Source organism: Methylocaldum sp. 14B (assembly GCF_002005105.1).
In the GTDB taxonomy this organism is placed as follows: domain Bacteria; phylum Pseudomonadota; class Gammaproteobacteria; order Methylococcales; family Methylococcaceae; genus Methylocaldum.
On record NZ_MSCV01000016.1, the window covers coordinates 100,702 to 120,895 of the forward strand.

The following is a 20,194-nucleotide window of genomic DNA, read 5'->3' on the forward strand; positions in this document are numbered from 1 at the left end:
GAATGGTGGACCAGCCTTCTGTTCGCTCGAGATTTTGCGGTGACCGGTGCAGGCGTGCTTAAAGTCCAATTCGGATATCGGGTATGAGAATTCCTGATCGCTTCCGTCGCTCCCGTCTCGCTGGGAAGGAGAGAAATTCCATCCATGCGGATGAAATGCGAGCGTCGCAGATCAAGCTTCTGTATCAACAGCTTCCGTCGGCTTTGATCGCCACGGCGGCCAACGCCGCGATCCTGGTCCTCATTCTCTGGCGAGAGGTTTCCCGACCGTTGGCAATCGCTTGGCTATTGGCCGTCGGTGCTCTCGTGTTGGTTCGTTACGGCCTGCTCCGCGCCTATGCGCAAGCTAATCCGACGAGCACCGATGCACCTCGCTGGGCCCGATTTTTCTTGCTCGGCGTCGCCGCCAACGGGGCGCTGTGGGGCTTGGCAGGATTTTTCCTTTTCGTCGAGCACAGTTATGTGCACCAGATATTTCTCGGTTTCGTGCTCGGCGGAATGGTCGCGGGAGCGATGTCGACCTTATCTTCGTTCCGTCACGCTTTTCTGGTCTTTCTGCTGCCGGCACTGCTTCCGTATACGGCGCAGATACTACGCCACGGCGGAGATGTCCATATCGCGATGGGAGCGATGTTAGTGCTCTTCGTAGCCATGATGTGGATGATTTCCGAGCGCTTGTACGCGACCGTGGCGGAATCCTTGCGGCTTCGTTTCGATAATCTGGACCTTTTGAGCGATCTCACTTCGGCAAGGGATCGGCAAAAGGCGGTCAATCAGGAATTGTCCGGTCAGATCGCGGAAAGACGAAGGGTGCAGCGCGAGTTGCAGGAGTCTTGCGAAAAACTGGAACAGCGGGTGAGAGAGCGCACCGAAAAACTCGCCCGATCCGAAGAGGCGTTGCGTGACGCCAACCGCCGCAAAGACGAATTTCTCGCGATGCTGGGCCATGAACTCAGGAATCCGCTAGCACCCATCCGGAATGCCGTGCAGGTCATGCGAAAACTCGAGCCGGACGAGCCGAGGCTTCGATGGGCGCGCGACATCATCGATCGCCAAGTCGATCATCTGGCTCGGCTGGTCGACGACTTGCTCGACGTGTCCCGCATCGTTCAGGGAAAGATCAGCCTGCACCCGACGACTCTGGATCTCGCGACGGTCATCGATCAAGCCGTCGAGGCCAGCCGGCCTCTGATCGAAGCGCGCGATCATGATCTCCTGGTGACGATGCCGGACCGTCATCTCCAGGTTAAAGGCGACCGGGTACGATTGGCGCAGGTCATTTCGAATCTGCTCAATAATGCCGCCAAATATACGGATGTAGGCGGAAAGATATGGCTGGCGGTCGAAGCGTCTGAGTCCCGCGTGAGCATCCGCGTCAGGGATAACGGCGTCGGCATACCGGAAGAGCTTCTGCCTCATGTCTTCGACCTTTTTAGCCAGGCCGATCAAAGTCTTGCGCACGCTCAAGGCGGCTTGGGCATTGGGCTCACTTTGGTCAAGCGATTGGTGGAGATGCATGGGGGAGAAGTCGAGGCCCATAGTGCCGGCCCCGGCCGGGGTTCGGAGTTTTCGATACACCTGCCGCGTTTTTTCGACGATGCCGACGAGGTCGATGCAGTCCGTTCGAATACCGCGTAACGCCCGCTCTGACTTCGAGCCTGAGGGGCGCTAGATTCACGGCAGGCTAGAGCGTTTTTCATCTCGGCGTACGGCTTCGTGTCGGGTGGGAAGAACGTAGGTCGGCAATCCCTTGCCGACGTATCGGCTCGGCAAAGGATTTTGTTGGAAGGGGCGTCCTGGCGCTCCCAGGACGGCCGTTTTGCGATTGGAAGGGTCGCGACTAAAGCGACCGTTTGCGATTGGAAGGGTCGCGACTAAAGCGACCGTTTGCGATTGGGAAGGGATTGCCGACCTACCTATCGGGCTCTCTGACACCGAATCGGAAAATGCTCTAGGACTGAATCGGCCGGAAGTCCCGCCCAAAAGGAAACAGCGATAACGGAATCAGCTTGATGTGCTGCAAGGCGAAAGGAATGCCGATGATGGTGACGGCGAGTACGGCTGCGCTGGCAAGGTGCGCGAGCGCGATTTCCCAGCCGAAAAGTAGCAGCCAGATCAGGTTGAAAATGATTCGCAAAGGGTTGTTCGCGCCGTCGAGTTCCACCACCTCTTTGCCGAACGGCGCGAATACGGCAAACCCGAGCTTGATCGACTGAACGCCGAAGGGTATGCCGATCAGGGTAAGACAGAGGCCTATTCCCCCGATCACATATCCCAATCCGGTGATCAAACCACCGAAGATCAGCCAAATAATATTGCCCGGTAAGCTCATGACGACAGCAGCATGATTCGGAACCCTTCCTTTTCGAGTCGTTATCCGTGCGCTTGGTTCGTTACGGAATCCGATAATAAGGATAACAAACCGCGCAGCAAATCGATCGGGGTCGGCGGACACCCGGCAATGGCGAGATCCACCGGGATTACATTGGAAACCGCGCCGCAACTGGCATAGGACACGCCGAACTCGCCGCCGCAGACCCCGCAGTCGCCCACGGCGATCACCCATTTGGGATCGGCCGTCGCCTCGTAGGTTCGTTTCAAAGCGGCTTCCATATGACGCGAGACCGGCCCCGTCACCATCAGGATATCGGCATGGCGCGGAGAAGCGACGAAATGCACGCCGAAACGCTCAACGTCGTAATAAACATTGTTGAGGGCGTGGATTTCCAATTCGCAGCCGTTACAGGAGCCGGCATCCACCTGGCGGATGGACAGGCTGCCCCGAAAACGTTTGTCGATCACTGCCTTGAGCCTGGCGCCCTCGCGTTCGACGGCCTCGTCTTTTGAGGCTGGCGGAATGCCCTCCGTTAGCACTCCGGTTCGAAAAATTTTGCCATACAGTCGTAACATCGAAACCTCCAGGAGAAAGCTGTCAGCCATCAGCCGTCAGCCATCAGCTGAAAACTGACTGCTGACGGCTCAAAGCTGATACCTATCTCAAAGATCATGACCGGAATAAGATCCGTTGACCGATTTATTGCAGACCGGAAAATCCGGCACGATGTTGCCGAGCACGAGTTTTTCCAGGGCCGGCCAATTGATGACGCTGGGATCGCGCGGGTAATAGCGGCTTATGCGGCCGCCCGCGCCGAAACGGACGTAGCAGAGAATTTCGCCTCGCCAGCCTTCCACGGCACCGAAGCCTTCGGCGCCTTCCTTCGGTGTTCGCCATTCCGAGACAAGGTCCCCGGAAGGGAGGCCGGCCAGCATTTGCTCGATCAAGCGCAGTGCGGCGCGCAGTTCCTTATAACGGACCCAGAATCTCGAGGCCACATCACCCTGGACTTCCACTGGCACACGTACCTTCAGACTTTCGTAAGGGGAGTAGGGGACATCGCGGCGCACGTCGAACCGCTGTCCGCTCGCCCGGCCCACGTAGCCCAAAGCGCCAAGAGCAGAAGCCAGTTCGCTGGACAGCACGCCGGTGGTCAGGAACCGGTCTTCCAGCGACGAGTTGGCGTCGAGTATGGGCAGCAGTTCGTCCAGTTCCCGTCGCAGCGATGCAGTCGAATCCTGCATGCGACCAGCCGCATCCGGCGGGACATCCACGGATACGCCGCCCGGAACCAATGTATTCATCATCAAACGATGGCCGAACAGCGCCCGATTTTCCCTAAGCCATAGCTCGCGCAAACGGCCGAACTGATAGTAGCCCGCGGCGAATCCCACGTCGTTGCACAATGCAGCCAAGTCCCACAGATGATTGATCACCCGCTCGCGTTCCGCCAGGATGCCGCGGATATAAGCCGCGCGCAGGGGAATTTCGACCTTGGCCGCGCGCTCCATCGCCATGCAGGCGGTCCAGCTATGACCGACCGGCGTATCGCCCGATACTCGCCCGGCCAGCTTGACGAGTCCTAACGGATCACGTCCTTCGGCGATTTTCTCGATGCCCTTGTGTACATAACCGAGTCGTTCCTCCAGGTGCAGGATGGTTTCCCCCACCGCCTGGAAGCGGAAATGGCCGGGCTCGATGATTCCCGCATGGACCGGGCCGACCGGAATTTCGTAGACGCTCGCGCCATGGGCCTTGAGGAAAGGGTAGTTGCTGTCCGGTGGCGTCGAAGGCGGCGGTTGTCCGTCGGCCGGGAAGTTTTTCCGCAAGGGATAGGCGTTTTCGTCCCAAGCCTGATGGCGAATCCAGCGCTTGGGGTCCGGGTGGTCGATGAAACGGATGCCGAACAGATCCTGGATATGCCGCTCCGCCCGATCCGCCGCCCAGTAATATGGCGCATGCGAAGGCAGGCTGGGCTCGTCCGGCGGCAGATAGGTTCGGAGGATCAGATAGCGCCCTTCCTTCTCGAGGCAGGCATTCATTGCCAGGTCGGAGCCGCGGTCTTCCGCCCATGCCCCGGCCCAGCGCCAGTTCTGCGCGCTCGCTTGCTGCGCGGTTTTGCCCCAGTCTTCGCTTTCGATCTCGGTCAAGTCGGCCGGCAGCAACGGACTGGGCGTGATCGGCAGGATTTTCACGCCTTCCGAACGTAGGGCCGCATCGAGCATTGCACGCGCGTCGAGGTTTTCCGTAATGATCGACTCCTGCCGGCCGGAATTCTTCGAGACGAATTCCTTAGACTGATTCACCGCGGCCGGCTCTCCAGTTGAATAGCTTGCGGCGGCGCGCCGCCAGCGGATGATCCGAATAGGCGTCGTATCGCTCCAGGCCATGAACTTCGCACCGGCCGCCTGCCGCAATATAGTCGTGACGGAAGTGTTCGATGAACTCCATGACGGTATGGTCGACCAGGGATGCGTAGGTCAGATCGAAAACGATGGTTTCGCCGGCCGGCAGTTCGGCCAGCTCATCCTTCAGGGCCAGAAAATTGGAAAAGATGGCCGCACCGTTGAGCTTGATCCGGAAGCCGTTCGTGTCCCGCATAATCCGATAGGAGAGCTGGAACAGATTCCCGAGTTTTACGCCTTGCCAGCGGTGTATCAGCAACTTGGCCGCAATGCCGATGGCAACCCCGATCAGGAGGTCTGTGGTCAAAATGCCCACGATGGTAATGATGAACAACGCGAGCTGTTCGAAGCCGATATCGAGCGTCTTGGCGAACGCCTTGGGCGAAGCGAGTCGATACCCGGCGTAGACCAGCAAAGCCGCCAACGATGCCAGCGGAATATCGCGGATGAGACGCGGGAACAAGGCCACGAACAACAGCAGAAAGAGGCCGTGGAAGAAATTCGACCAACTGCTGCGCGCGCCGTAACCGACGTTGGCGGAGCTGCGGACGATCTCGGCAATCATGGGCATGCCGCCGATCAATCCCGATAGCGTGTTGCCGACGCCGATGGCGGTAAGATCCCGATCGAGATCGGAGCGGCGGTGCTCCGGATCGAGACGATCCACCGCGGAGGCGACCAGCAAGGTTTCGAGACTGCCGATCAGCCAGAGACTCAAAACGGCATTCCAAAAGGCGAGCGTCCCGATTTTTGAAAAATCGGCGAAGACTAGGCTGTCCAAGAAGCTATCCGGAATATCGGCGAGAAATTGCGGAGTATTCACAAAGACATGCCGGTGCCAGGCTTCATTTTCGGGACCCTCGGAAAGGAGATAAAGCTCAGCCTGGTTCAAATCGAACGCCCGCCCCAGTATGAACCCGCTCAGAACGACCAGAATGGGCGCGGGAACCCTGCCGAAACCTTTGTTTCCCAGCAGCGGCCAGGCAAACATGATCAGAAGGCCGATGCCGCCGATCAGGAAGATTTCCGGATTGTAATGAAGAAGGCTTTGGGGAATATGCGCCAGACTCTGCACGGGCGTTTCGACGGCGGGTCCGGCGCCGACCAGGATATGGATTTGCCTCGCGATAATCATGATGCCGATGGCGGCCAGCGTACCGTGGGCAATGGCGGCCGGAAAGAAAGTCGCCAGCCGTCCCGCCCTGAAAACGCCCAGCAGGAATTGCAGAATGCCCGCCACGACGATCGCCGCCAAGGTGTAGCGGTAGCCGGCGAAGAGATCGCCTTCGCCCAGGGTATGAACCGCGGTGAACAAGACGGTGATCAGCCCGGCGGCAGGGCCCGTGATCGTCAGGCGGGCGCCGCCGATCCGGGAGACGACAAAGCCTCCGATAACGGCGCTGAGGATACCCGCCATCGGGGGAAATCCGGAAGCCATGGCGATGCCGAAGCACAAAGGCAGGGCGATTAGGAAGACCAGAAAGCCGGAGACCACATCGGTTCGCCAGTTCTCGGCGAGATCGGTCACACTGCTTCGAATTGACTGAGGAATCCGTTTCAAAGGGGTGATGCTCCTGAAATGAGTTGAGTGGCCTGGCTGAACCAATCGCCCAAGAAGCCCGGAATGGATAGTCCGAGCCAGAGCACCAGAGCCAGGTGGATCATTACCGGCAACAAATTGGCCGGGATGGGCTTTTGGCCCTCCGGGACGTCCCCGTAGACCATGAGTTGCAAATGCCGGAACAGGCCGGCAAAGGCGACGCCGATGCCGATCAGAAGCAAAGGCGTCAGCCAGGGGTAATCGCGCATGGTGGCGATGAGCACCAGGAATTCGCTGGCGAACACGCCGAAGGGCGGAAACCCGGCGATGGCCACGGTGCCGATAAGAAGCCCCCAGCCGATGGCGGGCTGGGTCAGGATCAGTCCGCGAATCCGGTCCATGCGCTGGGTGCCGGCGAGCTGGGCGGCATGTCCCACGGTGACGAAGATCGCCGATTTGGTCAGCGAATGGGTGGTCATGTGGAACAGGGCGGCGAAGGTGGCCCAAGGGCTGCCGATGCCGAAGGCGAAGGTCATGAGTCCCATGTGCTCGATGGAGGAATAGCTGAACAGGCGCTTGATGTCGGTCTGCCGGTGCAGAAACAGGGCCGCCACCAGAAAGGACAGGAGGCCGAAGCCCATCATCAGATAACCGGCGACCTGGGTGCCGAGGGAGCCGTCCACCAGCATCTTGCAACGCACCACCGCGTACAAGGCGTCGTTGAGCAATAGCCCCGAGAGGATGGCCGACATCGGGGTCGGGCCTTCGGAATGGGCATCCGGCAGCCAGTTGTGCAGGGGCACGAGGCCGATTTTGGTGCCGTAACCCACCAGCAGGAACACGAAGGCCAGTCTCATGATATTGGGTTCGAGCGCGCCGGCGTTCACGTGCAGTACCGTCCATAGCAGCGCGTTGCCGCCTATGCCCAGTTTTTGTTCGGCGGCGAAATAAAGCAGCACCGTGCCGAACAGGGCGAGGGCAATCCCCACGCCGCACAGGATGAAATACTTCCAGGCCGCTTCCACCGACTCGGGCGTGCGGTACAGGCTGACCAGCAGCACCGTGGCCAGGGTCGCGCCTTCCATCGCCACCCAGAGGACGCCCATGTTGTTGGTCGTCAACACCAGGTACATGGCCAACATGAAGCCCTGATACATCGCATAGTACAGCCGCAGGCGCTTGACGTTGACGCGCCCGGTTTCCAGTTCGTGCGCCATGTAGGGGCCGGAGAAGATGGACGTGGTCAGCCCCACGAAAGCGGTAAGCACGATCAGATAGACGTTGAAGGAGTCGATGTAGAGAAGCTGACCCGAAGACAGTCGGGGGCCGTGAACCAGCACGTCGATGGCGAGCCAGATCGAAGCCGCCAAGGCCCAGGCGTTGCAGTGCACATTGATGCGTCCCGCCCGCCGGCTGTCTGCCAGAAGTCCGAGAATCGCCATGCCAGCCAGAGGAATCACCAGAACGAGATAGGCCGCGATCATGGCTTATCTACCTCGGTTAGCTTGCTGAGCCGGTCCACGTCGAGAGAGTCGATACTCTCGCGGATCTGGAAGAAGAACACGCCGAAAACGACCGCGGCGACCAGGACATCGGCCGCGACCCCCAATTCCACCACCATCGGCATGCCGTAGGTGGACACCACGGCCGCGAAGAACAATCCGTTCTCGATGGACATGAAGCCGACCACATGAGCCACCGCCTGCCGCCGGGTGATCATCAGCAGCATGCCCAGGAGGACGACGGCCAGGCTCACAGCAATGGCGTTGAGCGTCACCAGGGGCGAATGGGCGACGACGGGAAGACTCACGTAATAACTGAAGACCACCAGGAACGCCCCGCCCATCATTACCCTCGCCGGATGCTCGATCGTGTCGAGTTCACGGTGCAGTCCCAAGCGATAGATCATCCGGTGCAGCATGACAGGGATGAGTATGCCTTTGAGCAGAAAGCTCAAACCCGCCGAAATGTAAAGATGGGGAAAATCCAGGACGCCGGCGACCATGGCCGTGGTCGCGGCGAGCAGGATGCCCTGGATGGCGAATACCAGGACCAGTCTGACCAATCGGGACTGGCCGAGCATCAGGAACGAGGTCAGCGCGATGAGTCCCGCCAGCAGCAGGACAGCTTGGCTGTACAGGCTGAGTTCGGCGAAATCCATTAGCGCGCGGCCTCCAGAATGATGTGGCTGAGCATGCCGAGAACGCTGAGAAGGTAGGCGAAGCTCAAATACTCCTGCACCCGAAAAATACGCATCTTGGCGAACAGCACCTCGGAAACGGCCAGCATGACCGCCAGTACGGCGAGCTTTAGGGTAATCACTCCGAGACCTAATGCCAGCGCATTCACAGTGAAGGTTTGGGCGATCCCCCACGGAAAGAAGATGTTGGCGATGAGAACGCCATAGAGCATGAGTTTGATCTGGGATGCCCACTCGATCAGAGCTAGCCAGCGACCGCTGTATTCCAGGATCATGGCCTCGTGGATCATGGTCAGCTCCAGGTGGGTGGCAGGGTTGTCCACGGGAATGCGTCCGGTCTCGGCGATCGCCACCAGCATCAACCCCCCGAGGGCGAACACGAAGGACGGGCGCAGCACCAGTCCGGTGTCGAGCACGAAGTTCACGGCTTGGGACAGATTGGTGGTATGCGCGCTCATGGCCAGGGTGAACACCGCCATGAGCATGGCGGGCTCGGCCAGAGAGGAAATCGTCATCTCGCGCGACGAACCCATGCCGCCGAAGGCGGTGCCGACGTCCATGCCGGCCAGCACCAGGAACATCCGGCCGAGGGCGAAAAACCCCACCAACACGATGACATCGGCGATGCGCGCCGTGGGCAAATGAATCGCCGCCAGGGGGACAGTGGCCGCCGCCAGCACGGTGGATGCGAAGACGATGTAGGGGGCGGCACGGAAGATCCACGAGGCTGGATGCGGCACGATGGGCTGCTTCCGGTAGAGCTTCCGCAGATCCCGGTAAGGCTGGAACAGAGAAGGGGCCTTCCGGTTTTGCAGCCGGCACTTGACCCGCTTGATCCAGCCGGAAAGCAAGGGCGCCAAGGCGATGAAAAGCAGAGTCTGAAGTATTGCCATCAACCAGGCCATCAGCTCACCACCCACAGCAGAATGATCAGGGTAAAAAAAGCGTACCCGAGATAAGTGCGGATATTGCCGGTCTGCACGCGCCCGACCCAGCGGGCCAATCGGGTGACGGCCCGTCCCGACGGCTCGTACAGAACCGCCCAGGCGCGATCCAACACCTGGAATTGATATCGAAGCCCCGTCACGCGTGTGCTCGCAGGTCCTTCGGTTTGTTCTTCGACCGTCTCGCGGGTATCGAACACCGGCTCGAAAATGCGGCGTATCGGCATGCTGAATGAGCCTGAGGTGTATTGGGTACGAGGAGTCAATCCACCGAAACCGCAGTCCCAGGGTTCGGCCCGGCGCGGCTCAAGACCGGTGCGGCGGTAAAGGAGGTAATAGCATAGCCAGCCCACCGCCACGGTGCCCAGGAGGACTAGCGCCGGCGAATACGCCGCCACCTCCGGCGACACTGGCGTCAGCCATAGCCAGCCGAGGGCCGAGATGTTCGGCAGCACAAATCCGGTCAAGGATTGCGTCAAAGCGCCTAGCGCGTTGATGAGGGGCATCGGCAAAACGCCGAACAGCACACAGCAGGCGGCGAGTAAAGCCGGCCCCGCCAGCATGCCGGGGTGGCGGATCTCACGGGCGCGAGCGATGTGGCGGGAGCGGGGAAGCCCCAGGAAAGCCACGCCGTACACCTTGACGAAACAAGTGGCCGCCAATGCGGAGGTCAGTGCCAACACCGCGCTGGCAGTCGGAATCAGGCTGCGGAGTATGCCGCTTTGGATGCTGCCGGCCTGCAAGGCCGTTTGGAATATCAGCCATTCGGAAACGAAGCCGTTGAAAGGCGGCAGGGCGGAGATGCTCAGCGTGCCGATCAAAAACAAGGCCGCCAGTTTCGGCATGCGGTGGATGAGACCGCCCATGTTCTCAAGGCTCTGTTCATGGGTTTGATGCAGGATGGCGCCTGCGCCGAGAAACAGAAGGCTCTTGAACAAGGCGTGGTTGAGCGAATGCAGTAACGCCGCCACCAGCCCCAGCGTTCCCAATAGGGATTGTCCGCTGCTTTGGAAAATCAGCGCAAGACCCAAAGCGGTGAAAATGATCCCGACGTTTTCCACCGACGAGTAGGCGAGAAGCCGCTTCAGGTTTTGCTGCTGCAGCGCATAAAGAATCCCGAGCACGGCTGACGCCGATCCGATCAGGAGGACCAGCACGCCCCATTGCCACAAAAGAGACGGCAGTAAATCGAAGGTGAAGCGGATGAAGCCGTAGATCGCGATTTTCAGCATCACCCCGCTCATCAAAGCGGAAACGTGAGACGGCGCGGCCGGGTGGGCTTCCGGCAGCCACGTATGCAGGGGGACGAGCCCCGCCTTCATGCCGAAGCCTGCGAGCGCCAGTGCGAAGGCGATGCTCGCCCACAATGGGTTCAGCGCCGCACTGCGCAAAGCCTCGAACGTCAATCCACCGGAAAATCCCGCGAGGACGCCGAAAGCCAGAATGATCGCGATCGCCCCGATTTCCGCCATCAGCAAGTAGAGAAAGGCTGCGCGGCGATGGGTCGCGTGCTCGTGCTGGTAGGCGACCAGAAAATAACTGGCGACCGACATCAATTCCCAGGCAATCATGAATAGGAAGGCGTCGTTGGCGAGCAGTACCAGTTCCATGCCGGCAACGAACAGCCCGGTGAAAAGACCGAGGACCGAAAGCTTGTGTTTGCCGTGCTCGAATTCCCGAACGTAACCGGGACCGAACAAGCTGGCGGCGATCAGAGGAATGCCGAGCACGCAAAAGAAGAAACCGGCTAGCGGGTCCAGCGCCAAGTGCCAGTTCAGCCAGGGCAGACCGAAGGGCAGCGTCACGGTGCGGGTGGCGCCGCCGAGGAGCGCGATGAGGCCGGCTGTTACGGCGAACCCGCCCGATGCTCCCAACAGAACGAAGGGCATTGTCCGCGCCAGACGGGAAAAGCGACCCGGGGTAAGTCGTTCGTTAGTCCGCGCCGGACGGAAAGTCGCTTGCCCGACCCATCGCAGCATTCCGTGCCATAACAAGCCGTTCGGCCCCGAGACCAGTGCTGCAAGGGCGGACAGCAGCGCAGCCAGGACCGAAATGCCGGCTAAAAATAGGGACATCGGGGACGGGGATTTGTAAACCGCATGGGAAAAGCCGCATGCAATTCCGTTGCCAACAAAACGTCATCCATCATTTCAAGCACCTACACCTATCCCGCGGCCGCATTAGGTTGAAAACACCCGCTATAAGCGGTGATACATGTTCAATAGCACCATCGAAATGGCGCTCTACATTGCATGTTGCGACGATGTCGAGTCCCGTCCGAGTGGTAAATCTTAAAACAATTAACATCTTATGTGCATAAGAAGTTATCGGACCCCATATTGCGTGTTTGACACTGCTCATCTATCCCGATAAAAAAGCTACTTTCGAACGTTCGTGCGTGGACCGCGATGTTACTTGTTTGCAAATGGTGAGCAGGTTGATCCGGGAAGCTTATGGGGCCGGATTGGAAGGAACACGTATCCGAAGGTCGGCAGAGCGAATCGTAACGCCGCGCCTTCGATAAAGATCGAAAAGTTCGTAGTAGTCGCGGATCAAGTCGTCCGTTTGTTGTAAAAACGCTGTCTTTGGTCGTAGTATCGGCTTGGCGTGGGGGGATGTGGTGTCACTATTCGTTGACCGAATAACCGAGTTCGCCCGGAACCGCCGGAAAAAATGCGCGGGAGTTTCCTTAAGGAAGCTCTGATTAAGTCCTTCGACAGGCCTGTCCTGAGCCGAGTCGAAGGGCTCAGGACGAACGGTAAGGTATTGATTCCGTTCGTGGTGAGCTTGTCGAACGCTCTCCTGAGCCTGTCGAAGGGCATGAACGGAATCCACTTGTTCAGAGCTTCCTTAAAGCGAAACGGAAAGCCTAGCCCGGCTAACAGGGTTGGTTTTTTGCAGTATCGGCGTGTCTCGATTCCCATAGCGAAAAAATAAGCCGAAAAACCGCCGTTTTTCGGTTTATCGCATTTTCGGCAGGAGGATGTCGGAAAACCAGGATGACAGTCCTCTGCTAAAGTTAAGCCGACAATTCATTGTCGGTCCTCTCTTCAGAATAAGAACAAGAAAAGGTGTTGCTTGAGGATGATGTCTAAATCCACCGGAAATTTGCACCGACTGATCGGGTGCGGGTGGGTTAGCTTTCTCCTATCACTTGCACTTGCGGTAATCGTTGCCCTTGGCTGTGCCGGCAAGCCCGTCATGGCAGGCGAGCCCAGCCCCAAAATTTATGCAGCGGAAGGGCGAGCTGATTCACTCTCCGCTGACACCCTGCGCGAAATCTTCTTCATGCGATTGACGAGTTGGCCTGATGGCACGCCAATTCGTGTTTTCGTACTGCCGGATAAACATCCTCTGCATGTCCGTTTTTCCAAGGAAGTGTTGGGTGTCTATCCCTTCCAGCTACGCGCGGCATGGGACCGGCTGGTTTTTTCGGGGACAGGTTTAATCCCGCATATGGTCGAGACGGTCGGAGAAATGCGCGAGATGGTTCGGGCGACTCCTGGAGGTATTGGATATGTTGACAAATAGGGGTTTTCTAGGGAAGGCGCTGGCCATGCGGATCGTCGGTCCTCGAACGATCGCGCGTATGGCTGCAACGGTCGCCTGCTTTTTCGTATCCGGCGTGGCAGCGGCGCTGGATTTCAGCACTATTGACTGGCAGTTGCATGGTTTTGCGAGTCAAGGATTTACCTATACCACGAGCAATCAAGTGTTCGGCGCGAGCCGTGGCGGCAGTCTGGATTTCACCGAAATTGGCGTCAACGGATCCGTGCGATTGCTGCCAAACCTGTTGTTTTCCGCTCAAGGGCTCTATCGCAACGCCGGAGGTTCCGATCGGGAGGATTTTCGGCTCGATTTTGCCCAAGTGGATTACAACGGCACGTTTCTCGACTCGGCTTTAACGCTTGGGGTGCGGGCGGGGCGAGTCAAAATACCGTTCGGACTATACAACGACACTCGGGATGTGGTCTGGACCCGGCCTTCGGTGATTCTGCCCCAGTCGGTTTATTTCGACACGCTCGGGCTCAGGCAGGCGATGATCTCGGCCGACGGAGGACTGCTGTATAGCCGCTATAACTGGGGCGATCATCGCTTCAATTTGGAATTCATGGTCGCGGAACCGCAGGATGATACCGGGGATGCCACCGATTTCCTCACCGGCATGCTCAACTCGCCCGGTAGAATGGATGGGCGTCCCTTGTTTCTCGGGCGAGCCGTCTATGAGTGGATGGGCGGGCGGGCGCGTGCCATGTTCAGCGTGGTCGACCTGGACCGTGACTTCAGGTCGCGTGCAAGCGGAGTTCCATCCGGCAACATCCAGGCTTTATATCCTTTGTTCTCTCTGCAATATAATGCAGAGCGCTGGTCGTTGACTGCGGAATACGGTTGGGTCGATGCCCGTCGCAGTGGTTTTACACCGGTTCCCATAGAGAATACCTCGGAGGGGTTTTATGTACAGGGAGAGTACCGATTGAGCGATGACTGGTCGGCCGTACTTCGCTATGACGTTTTTCATGCGGACCGTGACGACCGAAGCGGTCGTTCCTTGGCCGAGCAAACCGGCCAAGCACGCCACCGCTTTTACGCTTATGATCTTGCCGTCGGTGTCCGCTGGGAATTTGTGCGGAATTGGCTGATTGCGGCGGAATACCACAACGTGGAAGGTACCGCCTGGCTCTCTCCTCACGACAATTCCGACTTGCTGAGAGGCGGGGGAGATCCTCACTGGGATCTCTTTTCTGTAATGGTATCGTTTCGTTTCTGAAGCCGTTGCTGGAAAGGATAAATGAGGAATGACACAAACCGTTTTTGGACATTGCGCCGAAAAGGGTTTGTACTGTTGAGTCTGCTCTTGTTGACGCTCGGTGTCGCTTTCGGCGCACTGAACCATTGGAATTTAAGGACTCAATTCAAAAACCAGCAAGCCGTTCGCAACGCGGCTCTTAGGACTGAATTCAAAGAGCTTATAGAGCGTTCGGCCGACCGCTTGCAACGCCTGGGCGTGGTGCTTGCTTCGCTCGGTAGGTTGGATCGGTTCATCACGGCGCCGCGCGAGAATCAAACCGCTGCCCGTTTGCAGGGATTTTTTTCCAGCGTACGGTACGAATTGGACGTCGAGCGGATCGAGCTGTTCGATGCGGCAGGTAATTCAGTTCTGAGCTGGTCTTCGTCAATGGCGAACGCGGTTCCACAAGACCGGTTACAGGACGTTTTGAGCCGAGTCCTCGAAACGGAGCAGCCGATGACAATCTTGACCTGTCAACCGGGTTGCAGCCTTCATGCTTTTGTTCCGTTGCTTTCTGCGGGACGAAATGTAGGCATCCTTTCTCTCAGCCAGATGATTACCGATCTGGTGCTGGACTTTTCGGCGGGTGCCGGAACGGCTGTCGCAATCCTCGTGGCCTCTCCGGGAACCGGCGAAAAGGTTCTGGAAGCCTGGGGCCTGCGTGTTGCTGCGTTGTCCAATCCGCAACAGCTGGAGCCTTTCTTGAGGAATCTCGCCGAGCACTATCCGGGGCCGGATATGCTCACAGCCGACCAATGGCTGGAATGGAAGAAGAAAAAATTCACGGTTTATGCTTCGCCGCTGAACGACATCCTGGCGGGTGGCGAGACCGGCCAACTTATGTTCATCGTGGATGCTAGCGCTTCGGCCGCGGCGCTCGACCAGGCCAATCGGGACGCCCTGGTTGTCGTCGGGATGTCTTTAGCCATAGCCGAAGTCCTGCTGTTGGTATTGCTGCATGCTCCGCTACGGCGCATTCAACATCTTGCATCGACATTGCCATTGCTGGCTCACGGCAACTATCACAAAGTCAACGAGCGGCTAAAGACGCTCAGCCGCCTGGTCGAATGGAAAGACGAAATCGACATCCTCTATGCCACGTCCATCCGTTTGGCTCATCAGATCGAAGAGCATCAAAACACCCTCGCGGCGGAGAGGGACTTTATTCAAGGGCTGCTGGACAACGCCCAGGTTTTGATTCTGACTCAAACTCGCGACGGCAGAATTCGTACGGTTAATGAATTGACGTCCCAGATCTTGGGACGTCCCGGCGAGACGCTCAAAAACGCCCGATTCGTCGAACTGATCGAAATCGATAACGAAACCAGTGATATCGCCCGGAATCTCGAAAAGCTGTTCTCCAACCTGCTGCATCGTCTGGAACACGAGTCGGTCCTGACCTGCTGCGACGGCACCAAGCGGCATATCGTATGGGTGCATACGCGTTTGGGCTTGGAGCAGGAGAACGGCATTGCCGTGCTGTCCATCGGTTTGGACGCTACTGAAAGAGTACAGGCCGAATCCCGTATACGCTGGCTGGCGAACCACGATTCATTGACCGGGCTCCACAATCGGCTCTGGTTCAAGGACGAGCTGGAGCGGAGTTTTGCCGAGGCGGAGCGGAACGGTACCCCGGCGGCCCTGCTCTTGTTCGACCTGGACCATTTCAAGGACGTCAATGACAGCAGCGGACACGCTGCCGGCGATGCGCTGCTGTGCCTTTTGGCCAACGAGCTGCAGGCGCGGGCACGCAAGTCGGATGTTCTGGCTCGCTTGGGTGGCGATGAGTTCGCCGTTCTGATGACCGGTACCGATCGGTCGGGAGCAGAGTACTTTGCTCAGGATCTCAATCAGCGCTTGACCGAGAAGCCTTTCCGCTTCGGCGACCGAAGCTATCGCATTTCCGCGAGCATAGGTATCGCCCTGATTCCGGAGCATGGCAAGGATGTGGAAGAGCTTATGGCGAACGCCGACGCGGCCATGTATCAGGCAAAAAAAGCAGGGCGAGGACGGTGGCATTTGTTCTCGCACTCGGGCGAAGAACGCGCTCAGATCAGTCACCGGGCGTATTGGCGCAACGTTATCGCCCAATCTTTGGATCAAAAGCGTCTATTTTTTCATTATCAGCCCGTAGTGGACGTGGCGACGGGGCTTGTCGCTTATCACGAGGCGCTGCTTCGCTTGAAGCTGGACGACGGACGCATCGTTCTTCCGGGTGAATATATGGACGTCATTTTGCGTTCGGACTTGATGAGCGCCATCGATTCATATGTCACTCGGGAGGCGATCGAAATCCTTGGCAAGGTTCGTTCGGCGCGCCTTTCGATTAATCTTTCCGCTGCCGCGCTGACCGATCCGGGATGGGCGGAGCCGCTCAAACAAGCGGCGCGCGACGGAGTCTTGGCTCCGGAACGTTTATTGCTCGAGATCACAGAGACTGCCGCGATCGCCGATTTAGAGGCGGCTCGGCGGATTATGGACGAATTAACCGATATTGGCTTCGGATTCGCGATGGACGATTTTGGGGCCGGGTTTGCGTCCTTTCATTACCTAAGACACTTGCCGATCAAGCATGTGAAGATTGACCGTTCGTTTATCAGCCGTCTAGCCAATGACGATGACGACAAAGTGTTTGTCAGCGCCCTGACCACGCTCGCTCATGGCTACAGGCAAAAAATCGTCGCCGAAGGAGTTGAAAATGCGCAGACACTAATTCGGCTTCGAGAATTAGGAGTCGATCTGGTACAGGGCTTTTTTATCGGACGTCCCGATCGACAGTTAAAGCCGGCAACAATGTCCGTGATCGATTTACCGTTGGTTGGATCGTAAGCGGCATCCGCATACTACTTTTATCAACTAATAATTATGAGCACGATCACGCTACCCGAATTTTACTGTCCGTTTCCCTCGCGCCTCAATTCTCATGCCGAAGCGGCTAATCGTCATACCCTGGCGTGGGTGAGGCGTTTCAATTTGGTTACCGACGATCGCGAATGGCAGCGGCTGGAAGCTTCCAAGTTCAGCTGGTTGGCAGCCCGCGCCTATCCCGATGCTCCTTACGAAGGACTTAATATCGTCTCGGATTGGAACACTTGGCTATTCATTCGCGACGATCAATGCGACGAGTCGGGTTTCGGGCGGAGTCCGGATAAACTTGCCCATTTTCATGAGCGGTTGACTGAAATTCTTACCGGTCGCGAGCCTAACGAAACGGATCTGCCGCTTGCTCGAGCACTGCACGACCTTTACCTTAGACTGCGGCAAATAGCAAACGACGACTGGATGTGCCGGTTTATACTCAGCGTCGTCGAATATTTCGAATCCTCGGTTTGGGAAGCTAAAAACCGTGCAAGCGGAATTACGCCGGACCCGCTAACGTATGTGACGATGCGCCCGTTTACCGGAGGACTTTATACCGATATCGAGCTGATAGACGTCGTGGAAGACATAAGTCTGCCGCTGCACGTGCGCAAACACGATACGCTGCAGAATCTGATCCGGATGGCGAACAATGTGGTTTGTTGGTCCAACGACATCATTTCTTTCGCCAAGGAAGTCCAGCACAATGATGTCCATAACCTGGTCGTGACGTTCCAGCACCATCGTCGGTTGTCTCTTCAGGATGCAATTCAGCAAGCGGCGGAGCTGACGAATAGAGAAGTCCGCAATTTCATCGCATTAAAAGAGCAATTGCCCACGTTCGGAGCTGCGATCGATAGCGACGTTCAGCGTTTTGTCTCGGTTCTGTGCTCGTGGATGCGCGGCAATCTCGATTGGTCCTACAGCTCGGGGAGATATGTAGTGTCGATCGTCGGCAATGGCCCGAAATGATGAATAGAAAAACAGATGCCCCATGCGGTGGGGCGGATTGATCTCTGAACCAATATGCTTTGGACGCTCCGGCCGGCGCATTCCGGTGCGTCCGACCGGCGTCTCTAGGATTGTCTGACCGCCGGCTTGCGTCGATTCGTTAGACGCCGCTGCGATTGGCAATCGGAAATTTCACGTTTCGTTTTTTCCCGTGCCTCCGCTTGTGTGGGGGTGTCAATGACCGTCGATATCCCGCGGCCAACCGGCGAAACCGGCGTGTCCGAGTCGGTTTGAGACCGCTCGACATCGGCTCCTGTAAGTGCCCGAAGCTGCGCCAGCTCTCTAGCTGTGGCATCGAGTTTCTCTCGGAGTTCGTGTATCAACTGATAGAGCTGTTCGAAATGAATCTGGAAGTACCGTGCCGACGGAAATGCTGGCGGGACCGGCGCGTCTGCTTGTATGGCTGGATCGCATTCCTGGCGCCTGAGTCTGGGTGTCATCTGTTTCTCCTCTCGATCGTGAAATCACCGCCTCATGGCTGGGAAATGAGGCGGTGCCCCCAGTCGGCTAAGCACTAATGTTTTGATAGAGCAGCAGTGCTGTTGGCGTTTGAAAAGAAGAACGACCAAGCAAAATTCGCCGCTTGAGCAACGGCTCCCTTAACCCATATCTAGGGGGCCGATGCAGTAAAACTGTGGAAACACCGCGAGTCCGAAAGAACACTTTTCACGAATGGAGCGCGGCGATGCCGCCAAAGCCGGCAGAGCATGACGATTGAGCGATGTCATGACTCTTGAGCATGAATGTTTCCATAAAAGGCAATCGCCATGCCACCCTCCTCAAGTGCTTGATGGGACGGCATCCGCGTCGGCTGATCCATCGGTGCGATCAGTGATTGGTATGGCAAAACACACAATCGATGTGACTTTTGCCCCGCCCGGCGCATCGCAGTCTCGAATACAGCCATTTTCTGTGGGTTGAATAGTGTGACCGTCGGGGTTTCGGTTCGAGACGTACTAGCGTGCCGGAACTTAATCATTCCATCGAGAACGTTCCGGTCGTGTAAGTGCCGTTTCGATGTAACCCATTTCTCACCTCGGGGCGGATGTAAGCGAGAAGGTCCAGGCCGTTTTCACCGCTGCCAGGCGGCGACGAGTTTGAGGCAGGCGCGGCGCCATTCGCAGTCGGGAACGGTGCATTGGAACCGTTCCTCGGTGCGGTAACAGGGGGTGCGCTGCTGGGCGCGTTGGACAGCCCGGACCCAGGCGGCCGGGGGCGGCGCGTCAGGTTCATCGGGTGCGGGGCGGGCAATCCGAAGTGGTGGTGCGGCATCCATCGGGCGGTCCATCCATGCAAAAGAGAGCGCCGCTCGCAGGCGGCGCCGGCAACCCAGTGAGGCGAATAGCACAGGCGCGGGCGGACGGCGGGCGCGGAGGAAGAGGGGGCTCCGCGCCCAAGCGCCCGCCCGGCGCTACCAGAAGACAGTGCAAGACAGGTGCCAGCCGTCAGGCCCGAGAACGCGGGCGCTCGCGCCAACCGCCGGTCGGACGGTGCGGGAAACGGCTGAGTGCGGTTAGGCTTTTCACCCGGCGCCACGCTTCAGTCGGTGTAATCGGAGGGGATGATCGCCGCCACCTGGCGCGAGCGCGGGCCGAGCGTCACCGGCATCTGGCCGCTGACGAAGGTCGCGGTGGTCCGGATGATCACCGGCAATGCCGGTATCGCATCGACCAGGGGAATCACAGGGATCGGGTCGCGGTCACGATCGAGGCGCGCCGCTGTCCATCCTCATCGGGTGGAACGTGAGCATGATTCCCATGGCCGTGATCAGGACGCCGAGGTAGGGGATGTTGGCCGCGACTGTGCCGATCACCGTCAAATGGCGGGGCAGCTCGGTTTCGAGGAACTGGCTGGTGGTGTACTGGTCGAGCTCGACGCGGCGGTAGAAGAATCAGAGGTCAAATGCCATGGCGACCCCGCAGAGGCAGGCTAGAGCATTTTCCGATCCGGTATCAGGGAGCCCGATAGGTAGGTCGGCAATCCCTTCCCAATCGCAAAACGGCCGTCCTGGGAGCGCCAGGACGCCCCTTCCAACAAAATCCTTTGCCGAGCCGATAAGTCGGCAAGGGATTGCCGACCTACGTTCTTCCCGCCCGAACACGAATCCGTACA

Annotated in this window: 15 protein-coding genes; 6 read left to right on the plus strand and 9 right to left on the minus strand. The window is 58.2% G+C overall.

What is annotated here, in order from left to right:
• Positions 1 to 83: 83 nt before the first annotated feature.
• Complete coding sequence (locus tag B2A78_RS13390; RefSeq protein WP_077730501.1) at positions 84 to 1,637, plus strand: HAMP domain-containing sensor histidine kinase; 1,554 nt, start codon at positions 84 to 86, stop codon at positions 1,635 to 1,637.
• Between the two features lie 313 nt (positions 1,638 to 1,950).
• On the opposite strand, the gene B2A78_RS13395 is transcribed toward B2A78_RS13390, so the two are convergent.
• From B2A78_RS13395 to hyfB, 8 genes are all read right to left on the minus strand, one after another.
• Positions 1,951 to 2,331 (minus strand): YccF domain-containing protein, encoded by a 381-nt coding sequence (locus tag B2A78_RS13395; protein WP_077730502.1) that lies wholly within the window; start codon positions 2,329 to 2,331, stop codon positions 1,951 to 1,953.
• Positions 2,332 to 2,372: 41 nt separating this feature from the next.
• The gene (nuoB, locus tag B2A78_RS13400; protein WP_077730527.1) at positions 2,373 to 2,909 is read right to left on the minus strand and encodes an NADH-quinone oxidoreductase subunit NuoB; all 537 of its coding nucleotides are present in this window, start codon (positions 2,907 to 2,909) and stop codon (positions 2,373 to 2,375) included.
• 87 nt (positions 2,910 to 2,996) lie between these two features.
• Positions 2,997 to 4,640, minus strand: coding sequence for an NADH-quinone oxidoreductase subunit C (locus B2A78_RS13405; protein ID WP_346425847.1), 1,644 nt, complete (start codon positions 4,638 to 4,640; stop codon positions 2,997 to 2,999).
• Positions 4,627 to 6,267 carry a SulP family inorganic anion transporter gene (locus B2A78_RS13410; RefSeq protein WP_240502526.1) on the minus strand — a complete coding sequence of 547 codons (1,641 nt, stop codon included), beginning with the start codon at positions 6,265 to 6,267 and terminating at the stop codon, positions 4,627 to 4,629. The genes B2A78_RS13405 and B2A78_RS13410 overlap by 14 nt, the downstream gene beginning before the upstream one ends.
• A 29-nt stretch (positions 6,268 to 6,296) precedes the next feature.
• Positions 6,297 to 7,763, minus strand: coding sequence for a hydrogenase 4 subunit F (locus B2A78_RS13415; protein WP_077730503.1), 1,467 nt, complete (start codon positions 7,761 to 7,763; stop codon positions 6,297 to 6,299).
• On the minus strand, positions 7,760 to 8,440 hold the full coding sequence (locus tag B2A78_RS13420; protein WP_077730504.1) for a formate hydrogenlyase: 681 nt from the start codon (positions 8,438 to 8,440) through the stop codon (positions 7,760 to 7,762). The genes B2A78_RS13415 and B2A78_RS13420 overlap by 4 nt, the downstream gene beginning before the upstream one ends.
• Positions 8,440 to 9,384 carry an NADH-quinone oxidoreductase subunit H gene (locus B2A78_RS13425; RefSeq protein WP_077730505.1) on the minus strand — a complete coding sequence of 315 codons (945 nt, stop codon included), beginning with the start codon at positions 9,382 to 9,384 and terminating at the stop codon, positions 8,440 to 8,442. Before B2A78_RS13425 ends, B2A78_RS13420 begins: the two co-directional genes overlap by 1 nt.
• Positions 9,384 to 11,498 carry a hydrogenase 4 subunit B gene (gene hyfB, locus B2A78_RS13430; RefSeq protein WP_143735167.1) on the minus strand — a complete coding sequence of 705 codons (2,115 nt, stop codon included), beginning with the start codon at positions 11,496 to 11,498 and terminating at the stop codon, positions 9,384 to 9,386. The genes B2A78_RS13425 and hyfB overlap by 1 nt, the downstream gene beginning before the upstream one ends.
• A gap of 1,009 nt (positions 11,499 to 12,507) precedes the next feature.
• On the opposite strand from hyfB, the gene B2A78_RS26625 reads away from it, so the two are divergent.
• Genes B2A78_RS26625 through B2A78_RS13455 form a run of 4 tightly spaced genes read left to right on the plus strand, consistent with a single transcriptional unit; the run spans position 12,508 to position 18,043 of the window.
• The gene (locus B2A78_RS26625; RefSeq protein WP_240502527.1) at positions 12,508 to 12,954 is read left to right on the plus strand and encodes a substrate-binding domain-containing protein; all 447 of its coding nucleotides are present in this window, start codon (positions 12,508 to 12,510) and stop codon (positions 12,952 to 12,954) included.
• Positions 12,941 to 14,191 (plus strand): porin, encoded by a 1,251-nt coding sequence (locus B2A78_RS13445; protein WP_133716447.1) that lies wholly within the window; start codon positions 12,941 to 12,943, stop codon positions 14,189 to 14,191. The genes B2A78_RS26625 and B2A78_RS13445 overlap by 14 nt, the downstream gene beginning before the upstream one ends.
• 21 nt (positions 14,192 to 14,212) lie before the next feature.
• A complete protein-coding gene (locus tag B2A78_RS13450) occupies positions 14,213 to 17,041 on the plus strand; it encodes an EAL domain-containing protein (protein ID WP_086134525.1) in 2,829 nt (942 codons plus the stop codon).
• Between the two features lie 36 nt (positions 17,042 to 17,077).
• Positions 17,078 to 18,043, plus strand: a complete 966-nt coding sequence (locus tag B2A78_RS13455; RefSeq protein ID WP_156880017.1) for a hypothetical protein — start codon at positions 17,078 to 17,080, stop codon at positions 18,041 to 18,043.
• 104 nt (positions 18,044 to 18,147) lie between these two features.
• Here the strand turns inward: B2A78_RS13455 and B2A78_RS13460 are convergent, their stop codons facing one another.
• Positions 18,148 to 18,522 (minus strand): hypothetical protein, encoded by a 375-nt coding sequence (locus B2A78_RS13460; protein ID WP_077730509.1) that lies wholly within the window; start codon positions 18,520 to 18,522, stop codon positions 18,148 to 18,150.
• Positions 18,523 to 19,643: 1,121 nt separating this feature from the next.
• Between B2A78_RS13460 and B2A78_RS26630 the strand changes: the two genes are divergently transcribed.
• Entirely contained in the window at positions 19,644 to 20,015 is a 372-nt protein-coding gene (locus B2A78_RS26630; RefSeq protein WP_240502528.1) for a hypothetical protein, read from the plus strand.
• Positions 20,016 to 20,194: the final 179 nt, after the last annotated feature.

Bases quoted from the DNA above. Each gene is read 5' to 3' on its own strand.
- B2A78_RS13390 (WP_077730501.1), top strand. From the start codon at position 84: ATGAGAATTCCTGATCGCTTCCGTCGCTCCCGTCTCGCTGGGAAGGAG.
- B2A78_RS13395 (WP_077730502.1), bottom strand. From the start codon at position 2,331: ATGAGCTTACCGGGCAATATTATTTGGCTGATCTTCGGTGGTTTGATC.
- nuoB (WP_077730527.1), bottom strand. From the start codon at position 2,909: ATGTTACGACTGTATGGCAAAATTTTTCGAACCGGAGTGCTAACGGAG.
- B2A78_RS13415 (WP_077730503.1), bottom strand. From the start codon at position 7,763: ATGATCGCGGCCTATCTCGTTCTGGTGATTCCTCTGGCTGGCATGGCG.
- B2A78_RS13420 (WP_077730504.1), bottom strand. From the start codon at position 8,440: ATGGATTTCGCCGAACTCAGCCTGTACAGCCAAGCTGTCCTGCTGCTG.
- B2A78_RS13425 (WP_077730505.1), bottom strand. From the start codon at position 9,384: ATGGCCTGGTTGATGGCAATACTTCAGACTCTGCTTTTCATCGCCTTG.
- hyfB (WP_143735167.1), bottom strand. From the start codon at position 11,498: ATGTCCCTATTTTTAGCCGGCATTTCGGTCCTGGCTGCGCTGCTGTCC.
- B2A78_RS26625 (WP_240502527.1), top strand. From the start codon at position 12,508: ATGATGTCTAAATCCACCGGAAATTTGCACCGACTGATCGGGTGCGGG.
- B2A78_RS13445 (WP_133716447.1), top strand. From the start codon at position 12,941: ATGTTGACAAATAGGGGTTTTCTAGGGAAGGCGCTGGCCATGCGGATC.
- B2A78_RS13450 (WP_086134525.1), top strand. From the start codon at position 14,213: ATGAGGAATGACACAAACCGTTTTTGGACATTGCGCCGAAAAGGGTTT.
- B2A78_RS13455 (WP_156880017.1), top strand. From the start codon at position 17,078: ATGAGCACGATCACGCTACCCGAATTTTACTGTCCGTTTCCCTCGCGC.
- B2A78_RS13460 (WP_077730509.1), bottom strand. From the start codon at position 18,522: ATGACACCCAGACTCAGGCGCCAGGAATGCGATCCAGCCATACAAGCA.
- B2A78_RS26630 (WP_240502528.1), top strand. From the start codon at position 19,644: ATGATCGCCGCCACCTGGCGCGAGCGCGGGCCGAGCGTCACCGGCATC.